This window comes from Pseudomonas laurylsulfatiphila, from assembly GCF_002934665.1.
GTDB classification, from domain to species: Bacteria; Pseudomonadota; Gammaproteobacteria; order Pseudomonadales; family Pseudomonadaceae; genus Aquipseudomonas; species Aquipseudomonas laurylsulfatiphila.
This window is the reverse complement of the sequence record NZ_NIRS01000003.1, coordinates 286,725-299,251: the sequence shown is the minus strand read 5'-3', so window position 1 is coordinate 299,251 and position 12,527 is coordinate 286,725. Positions and strand designations below refer to the sequence as shown.

Below are 12,527 nucleotides of genomic sequence, written 5' to 3'. Positions count from 1 at the left end.
CTCGAACCGGCAGCCTACTCATAGACTATTGCGTTGTGGTGAAAGTCACAGCACCAAGGACATGAATGTACACTTGTGCACTGAAATTATTATTCAAGCCCCTTTTCGGGCCTGTCGAGGTGCCTAAGACTGCCGCACTTTCGCCTTTCACGCCAGTCGCAGATGGTCGAAAGGCCTGTACTACTGCACCCACCGTTGCAGAATTTGTTGCAGATCAGTCCGTTTGAATGGCTTGGCCAGGTAATCGTTCATCCCTGCCGACAGACAGGCCTCGCGATCGCCCTGCAAGGCGTTGGCGGTCAGGGCGATGATCGGCAGGTCGGTGCACCCGGGTAACTGGCGGATTTGCCGGGTGGCTTCGTAGCCATCGATGATCGGCAAGCGGCAGTCCATCAGGATCGCTTCGAAAATCAGGCTCTCGGCACTGCGTACCGCCTGCGCGCCGTCGGCGGCGACACTGACCTTGAAGCCCAGGCTGCGCAACATGGCTTCGATGACCGTCTGGTTGACCGGGTTGTCTTCGACCAGCAGCACATTGCGCCCTTCGCCGTCGCTGTCGCCGGTTTGCGCGCGGGGGGGCAGCAGTGGCTGCGTCTGCTGGTGCAGGGCCAGGGGAATTTCCAGGGTGAACACCGAACCGCGGCCTTCCTCACTCTGCGCGCGCAAGGTGCCCCCCATGCGTTCGGCGAGGGTGCGGGCAATCGGCAGGCCCAGTCCGGTGCCGCCGTAGCGCCTTGAAATGGAGCTGTCGGCCTGCTGGAAAGCGTTGAACATCAATTCCAGGCTTTCGGTCGGGATGCCGATGCCGCTGTCGCGCACCGTGCAGGTGAACCACAGCAGTTCGTGATCCAGTGACTGCCATTGCGCCTCGAGGGTGACGCGGCCCTGCTCGGTGAACTTCAGCGCGTTGCCGACCAGGTTGACCAGTATCTGCCGGATACGGGTCGGGTCGCCCTTGACCTGCAAGCCGCGCATGTCGTCGGGGATCATCAGTTGCAGGTCGAGACCGCGTTGCGCGGCGCTGTGCTGGAACGACTGGGCGCAACTGCCGATCAGGTCGGCGAGGTTGAAGGCAATGTGTTCCAGTTCCAGCTCCGAACGTTCGATCCGCGAGAAATCCAGGATGTCGTTGATGACCTTGAGCAAGTGCTCGGTGGACTCCGAGGCCAGCGCCGCGTACTCCACCTGTTCCTCGGTCATGTCGGTGGTTTCCAGCAATTGCAGCATGCCCAGTACGCCATTCATCGGCGTGCGCAGTTCATGGCTCATCATGGCGAGGAAGTCGGATTTGGCGTTGTTGGCCTTTTCCGCCTCTTCGCGGGTCTGGATCAACTGCGCCATGGCCTGATGCTGCTCGCGGCTGGCCTGTTCGAGGCCGCTGGCGAGGTTGTTGATGTGTTGCGACAGCGCCCCCAGCTCGGTGTCATCGACAATCGGCAGCGGTGTTTTGTAATCGCCGGCCTGGATCGCCTTGACGGCATTGCCGATATCACGGATTGGTTGCGACAGGCTGCCCGCCAGGCGTCGGGCCACGAGGAAGGTAAACAGCAGGGCAAACAGCGCCAGAATGGCAGCCTTGAGCACGATTTCCTGCTGGCGCCGGCTGAAGGCATCGTTGGACAGCCCGACGATCACCCGGCCGAGGTAGTCCTCGGTGGGGGCGGCAGTGGCGGTTTTGCTGCTCTGGAAAAAGTCATTGTGCAAAGCGATTCGCTGGAGCCGTATGGGGGCCTGGAACACTTCGAGCTGTTGCGCGCGATTGTTGTGTTCGTTCGGTTGTTCGATGTACACCAGAACCCGGTTGCCGCTGTCCTGGATTTCCAGAAAACTCACGTTGGGCGTGGCCAGCGTCGCCTTGAGCAAGGTTTCAAGCACTTCGCTGTTGCCGGAAATCACTCCGTACTCGGTGGCGGGGGCCAGTTGGTTGGCGATCAACTGGCCGGTGTGGGAGATTTCCTGACGCAGATCCTGGATGCGCACGAAGGTGAAGAAGCTGATCAGCAACAAGGTCAGCAGCAGGGCAGGGCCGAGGCTGATGAGTTGGGTGCGGGTGTTGATGTCCCAGCGACGGCGCAGGTTCATGGACGGCGTTCTCCTTCAGCCAGCAAGGTGGCGACAGACGCTTCGTTTATCGCTTCGATACCCAGGGAACGCGCCACCTGCGGATTGCTCGCGACCTTGAATCGATGGGGGTAGTGCGAGCGCGGCCAAGTGGCAGGTGGCCGGTCGAGCAATTCGTCGAGGACCGCCAGCCAGTCGCTCTGATCGCTGTAGGTGCTGGCCAGGCTCCCGGCCTTGACGAAGCCCGCGCTGGGGCCGATCAGTGCCATTTGCCGCGAGTAGCTGCTCAGCAGCAGGTTCTTTGCGGTTTGCGGGTTGTACAGGTCGGCGTCGTCCAGTCCCAGCAAGACGTCGCTGTTCTTGAGCAAGGTCTGTAACGGGCGGCTGTCGTGAATGTTGTTCCAGCGTTGGGTGACCACCTCAAGGCCCAGGGGGAGGGCGGCCTGACGCAACTCATCCAAGAGGAACTCACTGTGGTTGTCGTAGAGCACGCCGATGCGTTTGGCTTGGGGTAACAGGGTGCGGGTCAGGCGTAATTGGCGGTCCGGCGGTGGATCGCTCCACAGCAGGCAAAGGCGCGCTGGTAGCGAGCTGCTCAAGCGTTGCCGGGCTTGCAGGCGGCTGATGCGCAGCACCAGTGTCGGCGGGCCCTGGACGTCCTGCAGGCGCCAATCGAGGCTGGGCAGGTCGAGGAGAATCAAACGGATATTTTCCGGCAGTTTTCCCGGTGTCGGCAAGCTGGTCAGCGCCTGGAATCGCACGTTGTCGTTCGGTCGCAACTCGCTCAGGGCCTGGGTAAACGCCCGCACACCGGGGCTGTCTTCGGCCCCCGTGAGCAAAATGTCGGCCGCATTGCTCGCCAGGCTGCCCAGCATGCCGGTGAACAGCAGGCAAAGCACCGCCAGAACTCGGCCCAAGGTCGGTGTTTTCCAGGCCGGGCGATACGGCATCTTAAAGTTCCAGCTCAGCACTGAAGTACATCACGTGACGCTGGTCATAACGGTTATCGATGAAGGTGGTCGGCTGATTGTCCAGGCGTTGCTGGAGCACTCCGGCCAGCTCCAGGCTGGCCTTGCCCAGGGCGATACGTTTGGCGATGCGCACATCGGCCCGTTCGAAGCGGTAGCCGTTGAGGGCGTCGTCGCCATAATAGAAAAGCGCACTGTTCCAGCCTTGGCCCCAATCGCGCAGCCATCCGGCCGAACCACTGTTGCTTGCCGTCTGCCTGGCATCCAGCGGGTTGCTGGCGTCGGCATCGACGTAGGCATAGGTCAATCGCAGGCGATCGAAGTTGCCAACACGCCAGTCGAGCTGGGTTTCGGCTCCCGAAAAACGCTCCTTGTTGGCGTTGCTGGCGATGTACTGATTGTTGCGCAGCGGTTCACTGATCATGCCGGTGATTTCGTCGTGGAACAGCTTCACGTCGAGTGCCAGCCCCGCTTCAGGGAAATAGCCGTTGTAGCCCAGTTCCCGGGAGCGCATGTGCTCTTGATCGAGGTCGCCGGGGCCACGGGTCTTGACGAAGTAACGGGCGCTGGACTGGCCAAAGGCACCGGGCTTGAGATTGGTGACCTGATAACTCCAGTTGACGTTGTTCTCGAACATGTCCGGCGAACGGATGGCCTCGGAGTACACCGCACGCAAGCCGTGGCGCGGGTTGATCAGGTAGTTGACCGCCATGCGAGGTGTCAGCGAGCTGCCGATCAACCGGGTGTCCTCGAACATGGCGCCGCCTTGCAGCAGCCAGTGTTCGCTGGCACGCCACTCGACCTGGCCGAACACCCGCCAGATCCTGTCATCGAGAGTGCCATCGAAGTAAGTCTCGGAATCCGCTCGGTCGTAACGATAGTTCATCCCGCTGACCAGCCGCAGGTTATCGGCAAGGCTCAGGGTGTCCTGCAGTTCAAGGTCGTAGCGCGTTTCCCGGGTGCTCTGGTCGATGTCGCCGCAAACGGTCTGGTTCGCACCGTTGCGCCATTGATCGAGTACCTGGTTGGCCAGCGCCTGCTCGGCGGGTGTGCCAGCCGGGGCGCCACGGCCGGTGAAGCGTGTGATGTTGCGGGCCAGGCGTTCGGTGTAGTTCGGGTTCAGTTGCCAGAGCTCGGTCAGTTGCGGGCTGAACGAAATTTCTGCGTCGCAGGCGCGCCAGGTTTGCTGCCGATCCCAGTGTTGGGCCGAACCCTGGACATAAAGGCTGTGATCGGGATTGATGTCGAGATTCCAGCGCAACGACCCGGCGTAGTCCCTGGCGGTGACGTCGGAGTCGTTGCCGGCGCGGGTAATTCCCGGGAACACCGGCCGGTAGGTATAGGGCCGCTCGTTGGTGCCGTCCTTGGCATTCACTTGCCAATCGAGGCTTTGCCGTTCGTCGAGGCTCTGGCTGACAGCGAGGTTGAAGCGATCGAGGCGACGACTGTCATGGTAATCAGCGCCGGTTCGGTCGGTGTCGAAGCCGTCGTCTTGCTGGCCGGACAGGGACAGGCGCAGGTCACCATCCTCCCAGCCCAGGCCCTGGCTGGCGTAAAAGTCGTTGATGCCGCGCTGGCCCCGGGTGACCTTCATGCGGGTACCGTGGCTGTCGGCCGGCCGCCGGGTAATGATGTTGACCACCGCCATCAGGGCATTGGCGCCGTAGCTGACGGTATTGGGCCCGCGAAAGACTTCGATGCGCTCGATGTCTTCCATGGCCACCGGAATGTCGCTCCAGTCCACGGTGGCCAGGCCGGCGCGATACACCGAGCGCCCGTCGATCAGCACTTGCATGCGCCGCGCTTGCGTCGCATTGGTGCCGTGGTAGTTCACCGCGGCCTGGTTGCCGCTGATGTTGCCGACCATCATCCCCGGCACCAGGCGCAGCAGTTCGCTGATGTCGCGGGCACCGCTGGCGTGGATCAGGGCGCTGTCGATCACCGTCATGCTGCCCGGTACGGCAGCGGGTGATTGCTTCAGGCGCGTGGCCGTGAGCACTTGCGGCAGCGGTTCGCTGTCCAGGAACAGGTCGTCGGCCAGCACCGGCGAGCTGAAAATCAGCGCCAGTACCAGAGGCGAACGCGGTGAAGGAGCACCCGGAGACACAACACATCCCTGTCAGTGATTGATGGCGCGCATGTTAACCGAGCCGAATGACTTTTCCATTCACGATGTCTGCATTTTCCTCGGTTTTATTGGTCTTCTTCCTGCGGGTGCAGGTATTTGATGTCGGGGCTGGCCGCCGATGGGCTGCCCCGTATAATGCCGACATCGCCACTGGTATGGATTAACGGATTGCATATGACTGAACAGCGCCCGATTGCGGTCCTGGGAGGCGGAAGTTTTGGAACCGCCGTGGCTAATCTGCTGGCCGAGAACGGGCATCAGGTCCTTCAGTGGATGCGTGACCCCGAACAGGCCGAGGCCATTCGGGTCAATCGCGAAAACCCGCGTTACCTCAAAGGCATCAAGATTCTGCCCGGCGTTACCCCGGTCACCGACCTGCAAGCCACCCTGGACGCCTGCGACCTGTGTTTCGTCGCGTTGCCCTCCAGCGCGCTGCGCTCGGTGCTGGTGCCGCACGCCGAACGCTTGAGCGGCAAAATGCTGGTGAGCCTGACCAAAGGCATCGAAGCCCACACGTTCAAGTTGATGAGCGAGATCCTCGAAGAGATCGCCCCGCAGGCACGCATCGGCGTCCTGTCCGGCCCCAACCTGGCGCGCGAAATCGCAGAACATGCGCTGACGGCCACGGTGGTTGCCAGTGAAGACGAAGAACTGTGCCAGCAGGTTCAGGCCGCGTTGCACGGCCGTACCTTTCGGGTTTATGCCAGCGCCGACCGTTTCGGCGTGGAACTGGGCGGTGCGTTGAAAAACGTCTACGCGATCATCGCCGGCATGGCGGTGGCGCTGGGCATGGGGGAAAACACCAAGAGCATGCTGATCACCCGGGCACTGGCGGAAATGACCCGCTTCGCGGTGAATCAGGGCGCCAACCCGATGACCTTCCTGGGCTTGGCCGGCGTGGGCGACTTGATCGTGACCTGTTCTTCGCCAAAGAGCCGCAACTATCAGGTCGGCTTCGCCCTCGGCCAGGGCCTGAGCCTGGACGAGGCCGTCACGCGCCTGGGTGAAGTCGCCGAAGGGGTCAACACCCTTAAAGTACTCAAGGCCAAGTCCCAGGAGGTTGGCGTGTACATGCCGCTGGTCGCCGGGCTGCACGCGATCCTGTTCGAAGGCCGCACGCTGGAGCAGGTCATCGGTCTGTTAATGCGTGGCGAGCCGAAAACCGACGTCGACTTTATTTCCACCAGTGGTTTCAATTAATCACGCTTGCCAGAAAAGCAGGGAGTTGCGCATGAACGATCCAAAAGTAGAAGCCAAGTATGAATCCATCCTGCTACGCGTGTTGTGGATGATCGTCTTCGTGCTGGTGTGGCAAGTCGCGCAGTTCATCCTCGGCGCCGTCGTGCTGGTGCAGTTGATCTATCGTTTGTTCTATGGCGCCCCGAGCGCCAGCCTGATGAACTTTGGCGACAGTCTGAGCCAGTTTCTGGCGCAGATCGGTCGTTTCGGCAGCTTTCACAGCGACCAGAAGCCTTGGCCGTTCGCCGATTGGCCGACGCCGCGTACACCGGAAGGTGAAGCGCCGCATGTTGTGGCACCGGCACCGCATCCGGCTCGAGATGAGGAACCCAAGCTATGAAACTCTGGGTATTGCGTCATGGTGAAGCTGTACCGCACGGCTCCCGCCCCCACGATTCGGAGCGGGAACTGACGGACCACGGTCGTAAGGAGGTGTTGAGCAGCGCCGCGCGCTTGATGGGCCAGCCGCTGACGGCGATCTATGCCAGCCCCTATCTGCGCGCGCAGCAGACGGCACAACTGGTGCGCGAGGCGTTGGGTTTCGAGCCCGAGATCCGCACCGTGGATTGGCTGACCCCGGAAACCGACCCGGACAAAGTCGCCGAGCAACTTGTTTCCGTGAGCAACGTCCTTTTGGTCAGCCACAACCCGCTGGTGGGTAACTTGCTGAGCTACCTGCAACACGGCGCCGGATATCCGCCGGAAAAGGTCAGCACCGCGGGATTGGCCGAGCTCAAGGCAGATGAATTGCTGGTCGGGTCGATGACGCTCGACAGCATCAAGCATCCTTAGCGCCGCTTTTCTGTGGGAGCGTGGCTTACCCGCGAAGGCATCGACTCGGTTATGCCTGATAAACCGCAGAGCCTGCATCGCGGGCAAGCCACGCTCCCACAGGGATGTCATCACCCAGGAAATTTTGTATGAAATAGTCAACCAAGCACTTGCTTGGTTGACTACGCTTGCTCCAGAACAAAAACACAGGAGCGAGTCATGTCTGCTGCTTTTCGTTTGCCGCTGGACGTTTTCTACGAGCGTGAGGCCCGTCATCCCCGCCAGCGCTTCCTGGTCCAGCCTGTGGGGGGCGGACAGGTCGAGACCTTGACCTGGGCGGACGTCGGTCATCAGGCCCGTTGCGCGGCCCATTGGTTGCGAGCGCGGGAGTTGCCGCAGGGCAGCCATATCGCCCTGATTTCGAAGAACTGTGCGCACTGGATCATCGCCGACCTGGCGATCTGGATGGCCGGGCATGTGTCGGTGCCGTTGTACCCCAACCTCACCGCCGAATCGGTGGCCCAGGTGCTCGAACATTCGGAAGCGGCGCTGGCGTTCATCGGCAAGCTCGATGATTGGCCAGGCATGTCCCGTGGCGTCAGCCCCGACCTGCCGACCATCAGCCTGCCCCTGCATCCGCCGGGTACGTTCGATTTCAGCTGGGCCGACCTGCAAGGCAGCTCGCCGATCCAGGACGATCCGAAACCTTCCGCCGATCAACTGGCGACCATCATTTACACCTCCGGCACCACGGGCATGCCCAAAGGCGTGATGCACAGCTTCGGCAATCTGGGCTTCGCCACCACACGCGGCACTGCGTTGTTTGGCCTCAACGAGTCGGACCGGTTGTTGTCCTACCTGCCGCTGTGCCACGTTGCCGAACGGATGTTCGTCGAACTGGCGTCGATCTATACCGGCCAAACGGTATTTTTCGCCGAAAGCCTCGATACCTTCCTCACCGACCTGCAGCGTGCGCGCCCGACCGCACTGTTTGGCGTACCGCGCATCTGGACCAAATTCCAGATGGGGGTGTACAGCAAGATCCCGGCAAAACGCCTCGACTTCCTGCTCGGCTTGCCGATCATCGGCAAACGAGTGGGGCATAAAGTCCTCGCCGGGCTGGGTCTGGATGCGTTGCGCATCGCGTTGTCCGGCGCGGCTCCGGTGCCGCAGACCTTGTTGCAGTGGTACCGCAAACTGGGACTGGACGTGCTGGAGGTCTACGGCATGACCGAGAGTTGCGGTTACTCCCACATCGGCATGCCGGGCCAGAACAAACCGGGCTGGATCGGCAAGCCGTGCCCGGAAGTTGAAGTACGGATCGCCGAGACGGGAGAGGTCATGGTGCGCAGTGGCGCGACCATGCTCGGCTATTTCAAGGAACCGGAAAAAACAGCTGACACCATTACCGAGGACGGCTTTCTGCGCACCGGCGACAAGGGCGAGGAGGACGCCGAAGGCAATCTGCGCCTGACCGGGCGCCTGAAGGAAATCTTCAAGACCAGCAAAGGCAAATACGTGGCGCCGGCACCGATCGAAAATCGCCTGGCCGTGCATTCGCGTATTGAACAGGTCTGCGTGGTGGGCGATGGCTTGAGTGCACCGCTGGGTTTGTGCGTGTTGTCGGCGGTTGGCCAACAGGATGCCGGCGGGGCTGCACGCGCCGGTTTGCATTCCAGCCTGGAAAAGCTGCTGGAAGAGGTCAACGGCGACCTCGACAAACATGAGCGGCTGCGGCGCCTGGTGGTGGTCAAGGACAGTTGGGCCGTGGAAAACGGCTTTCTCACCCCGACGTTGAAGATCAAGCGCAACGTGATCGAAGCGGCGTACGGTGAGCGTTTTGAAGAATGGAGCGAGCGCAGCGAAGCGGTGCTGTGGCAGGATTGATCCACCAACAAAACCGACAAGGAAACCCTGCGATGAGTCTGTGGCGCACCACTCCCAACATCGAACAGTTGAACGCAATCCAGAAAAACACCATCGGCGAAGTGCTGGACATCCGTTTCGAAGCTTTTGACGATGAGTCCCTGACCGCCAGCATGGTCGTCGATCACCGCACTCATCAGCCATACGGCTTGCTGCATGGCGGTGCCTCGGTGGTGCTGGCCGAGTCGGTCGGCTCCATGGCCAGCTACCTGTGCATCGATGCCAGCAAGTTCTATTGCGTGGGCCTGGAAATCAACGCCAACCATTTGCGCGGCCTGCGCAGCGGGCGGGTGACGGCGGTGGCCAAGCCGATCCACATCGGCCGCACGACCCATGTCTGGGACATTCGCCTGACCAGCGATGAGGGCAAGGCCAGTTGCGTGTCGCGGCTGACCATGGCAGTGGTGCCGTTGGGTGAGACGCCACCGGTGCGGTAGTTGTGCAGATGGACTCTGCCGTTGATAAACACAGGCCTAAACAAAAGTATTGCTGGATGCACTAGCCGTCACGGTCGAACGGTCGAGAATTCTCGACCAACCGCGTCTGACGTATTGATTTACATACCCGCGCAGTTCGGTCACGGCAGAGACCACCGCTCGGCCCATGGCAACGGTTCTTCTTGTTGAGGCGCTTTGCGAGTCGGCCGGGTTGCCTGTGATGGCTTCAGCAAGCCATTCAACGCCTTCTGTGCCCCAATAAGACCATTCGGCATTGGTAGTGCGGCTCAATATCTCAGCGGACAGATCATTGATGTTGGGCATCTGTACGGTAGCGGTGTGTGGCTGATGTGCAGCATGCGGATGGGTGCTACGCAAAAGTGTGCCGACGGCACCGTCCAAAGCCTCAATAGTCGGAGAAAGGTTAGGTTGAAGAACTTCAGGCACGTGAGAACGTCCCAGTTCTCGGCTGGTTGTTCCTGCAGAGTACAGAACGGTAGCCGCGACAGTTCTCGAGAGTCTTTCACGCAGTGGCACATCGCCCCACTCGAAATTGCTTCCAAAACCTCTGAACAATTGCTGGAAAAGGCCGCGGGAAATAGCGCTTGTCTGGCCAACAAATCTTGCCCGAGTGACTGGATCCCACTCGTCTTGCCCATGTTGGGCATGAATGTCGTAACCCGCTGAAACACTCAACGCGGGTAAGGTGCCCACAGCTAACGAATTGGCTGACTGCAAATGGTTGCCTGATACACCTGCTGACGAGTAATAAACCGAGATGAAACTGATGGATTCCACGACGTATCTCAATGCCGTGTTTCTTCCGGGGGTCGCGCGAATCATGTCAAACGCCAGGTTTACACCCGCTGCGACGGTATTACCCAAATGGCTCCCCAGGTAGTCACGTGCAGCCGCTGAAGCCATGGCTTGTGGAATATTTCCGGAAAAAAAGGAACGGGTACTTTCCCATAAGCGCATGGCCGCGCCGCGAACAACGGAAAACAAGCTCAAACCCTGTAAATCGACATGGCCAATAGGGTTTCCGTTCACCATTGAATACAGATTCAGTCCATCGACCGTTCCTGCCGGATCTGCACTCAGCCATCGCTGACACCACGGCAAGTAATACCGAAACCCGTAGTAGTAGAGGCCGCTGGCATCCCGTTCCTGTCCCGAGTAGCGAAGCGTTTTGTAGCTGGCTTCAACCTTGTTGCGTCCGGCCCACCAGCAGGTTCCGCCGTAGGGGTAGTAGCTTTCCCGGGAGATGAGCAATGCCGCTTCGTCCAGTTCGAGGGTGCTGGAACCCAAATGATCGGTGAAGCTGTAACGTTGTTGGTCCTGAGGGATGCCGGTAGGTTGTCCTTTTTGCCAGTGCAGCACCTGCACCGTGCCACGCCCGGCCTTGACTGTGATGACATGGAGGATTTCGTCGGCGGATGTGCGGATTTCCAGACCCGGCAGGTAGCGAGTTTCGTGAGTGCGGATCAATTTGCCGGTGTAGGCCTGACGGATTTTTCGTTGACGCTGGCCACCGCCGTCGTACACATAAAACTCGCAATCGTCCGGCTCCTCTTCACGCACCACCTGATCGACCTGTCGCAGTTGATTGCACAGGTTCCATTGCAGGGATTGCCCCGGTTGAAGCTCGGTACGGTTGCCATTCAGGTCATGACCAGCGGCAATTTCCTGTTCGTCGGGCAGCTCGTCATTGGTTTTTTCGGGGAGGCTGCGATTGCTGAACCGGGCGACTGCCGTGCGTTCGGTACGGCAGGCGCTGTCTGCCTGATGCTGCATGACCTTCAGGTTGCCGGCCTCATCATAGGTGTAGAGACGCGTGTAATTTTCCAGTTGTCCGGGATCGATCGTGGCTTGGAAATCCGGGAGTTGGGGCCCACCCGGCGCATTGCGCAATTGCCGGCCACTGGCCTCGATCAGGCGGTAGAGGCTGTCGTAGCGGTAGCGATTAACGGGCTCGATGCGCTGGTTGCGGTGAAAGTGAGTCGCTTGGGCGGCATCGGTGATGCAGGTGACATTGCCCACCGCGTCGTATTCATAAGTCAGGTCTTGCAGCGCTGGCTGACCTGTTACATAGGCTTTCAGCTGTTCCAGTCGGCCATCGTCGGGCCGAAAAGTCGCCCGGGAAATAACGCCATTTCCAGCGCGCTGTTGTTCGACATGACCAAAGGCGTTGTACTGAATGTCTTGGACCAGCGCCGTTTCGTCAGCCTGCCCGGCGAGTTTCAAACGAACCTCACGCAGTTCGCCCGCACAGTTATGAATGAACGTCTGCCGGTTGCCCAATGCATCGGTCTGGCTGACGGCCTCGCTGGCGGCGTTGCAATGAAGGCGCGTGATTGCAGGTTCGATTTCCAGCAAGGCGTCGCGTTCAGGCACTGACTCGGGCCAGTCCACCGGCCATTGCGGGTCGGCGATGAAGGTTCGGCTGTGCTGCAACGGCGTACCGTTCAGACTGAACCCGGTAAAGAGCAGGGTGCCGGCGGTGTCGTCCTGCCGAATCAAATGACCGCGCAGGTTATGGCAGGCATCGGCGTCGTTATCGGCATAGGTGAACCGTGCGATGCAGCGTTCGGCTCCTTGCCACGCGCGCTCGAACGTAGCGACCGGGCGGCACAGGGGGTCATAGTCCACGCGGTTCTGGCTGAGTTTCTGGTCCCAGCCTTCAACCCATTGTCCGTGCGCGCCGAGCAAACCCAGGCGCCAGCCGGCGTCGCTGTTGTGCGAAAGAACGACAGCGCCCGATAAACTGAAAAGGTATTGCTGATTGGCTGTCGGCTGACCGTCCTGATGTAAACGGAACAGGCGTGGATCACGACTGAGGACGGCGCGACCAGCGCCATCATATTCCTGCTGAGTGATGCACGGCTGCGCAACCGACGCGTTCTGGCGACGGTGATAGGCTACACCGCGCACGCTCAGCCCGCGCGGGTCAAATACCTGGATAGCCGGCGTGTTGGCGTGGGTCATTGTGACTATGCC

9 protein-coding genes are annotated in these 12,527 nt (G+C 60.5%); 5 read left to right on the top strand and 4 right to left on the bottom strand.

Going from position 1 to position 12,527, the window contains the following annotated elements:
* Positions 1-180: 180 nt before the first annotated feature.
* Genes CD175_RS11815 through CD175_RS11805 form a run of 3 tightly spaced genes read right to left on the bottom strand, consistent with a single transcriptional unit; the run spans position 181 to position 5,136 of the window.
* A complete protein-coding gene (locus CD175_RS11815; protein ID WP_104449049.1) occupies positions 181-2,082 on the bottom strand; it encodes an ATP-binding protein in 1,902 nt (633 codons plus the stop codon).
* Positions 2,079-3,011: an ABC transporter substrate-binding protein gene (locus CD175_RS11810; protein WP_104449048.1), complete on the bottom strand. Its 933-nt coding sequence runs from the start codon at positions 3,009-3,011 to the stop codon at positions 2,079-2,081. Before CD175_RS11810 ends, CD175_RS11815 begins: the two co-directional genes overlap by 4 nt.
* A 1-nt stretch (position 3,012) precedes the next feature.
* Positions 3,013-5,136, bottom strand: coding sequence for a TonB-dependent receptor plug domain-containing protein (locus tag CD175_RS11805; protein WP_104449047.1), 2,124 nt, complete (start codon positions 5,134-5,136; stop codon positions 3,013-3,015).
* 195 nt (positions 5,137-5,331) lie between these two features.
* Between CD175_RS11805 and CD175_RS11800 the strand changes: the two genes are divergently transcribed.
* The 5 genes from CD175_RS11800 (at position 5,332) to CD175_RS11780 (ending at position 9,530) form a co-directional block, all read left to right on the top strand.
* Positions 5,332-6,357 carry an NAD(P)H-dependent glycerol-3-phosphate dehydrogenase gene (locus tag CD175_RS11800; RefSeq protein ID WP_033047849.1) on the top strand — a complete coding sequence of 342 codons (1,026 nt, stop codon included), beginning with the start codon at positions 5,332-5,334 and terminating at the stop codon, positions 6,355-6,357.
* Positions 6,358-6,388: 31 nt separating this feature from the next.
* A complete protein-coding gene (locus CD175_RS11795; protein ID WP_007974561.1) occupies positions 6,389-6,736 on the top strand; it encodes a DUF4389 domain-containing protein in 348 nt (115 codons plus the stop codon).
* Complete coding sequence (gene sixA, locus CD175_RS11790; protein ID WP_095963708.1) at positions 6,733-7,188, top strand: phosphohistidine phosphatase SixA; 456 nt, start codon at positions 6,733-6,735, stop codon at positions 7,186-7,188. The genes CD175_RS11795 and sixA overlap by 4 nt, the downstream gene beginning before the upstream one ends.
* Before the next feature lie 198 nt (positions 7,189-7,386).
* Positions 7,387-9,054 (top strand): AMP-binding protein, encoded by a 1,668-nt coding sequence (locus tag CD175_RS11785; protein ID WP_104449046.1) that lies wholly within the window; start codon positions 7,387-7,389, stop codon positions 9,052-9,054.
* A 32-nt stretch (positions 9,055-9,086) separates the two neighbouring features.
* Positions 9,087-9,530 (top strand): hotdog fold thioesterase, encoded by a 444-nt coding sequence (locus CD175_RS11780; RefSeq protein WP_007974567.1) that lies wholly within the window; start codon positions 9,087-9,089, stop codon positions 9,528-9,530.
* A gap of 36 nt (positions 9,531-9,566) precedes the next feature.
* Here the strand turns inward: CD175_RS11780 and CD175_RS11775 are convergent, their stop codons facing one another.
* Positions 9,567-12,515 carry an RHS repeat-associated core domain-containing protein gene (locus CD175_RS11775; protein WP_104449045.1) on the bottom strand — a complete coding sequence of 983 codons (2,949 nt, stop codon included), beginning with the start codon at positions 12,513-12,515 and terminating at the stop codon, positions 9,567-9,569.
* Positions 12,516-12,527 lie beyond the last annotated feature (12 nt).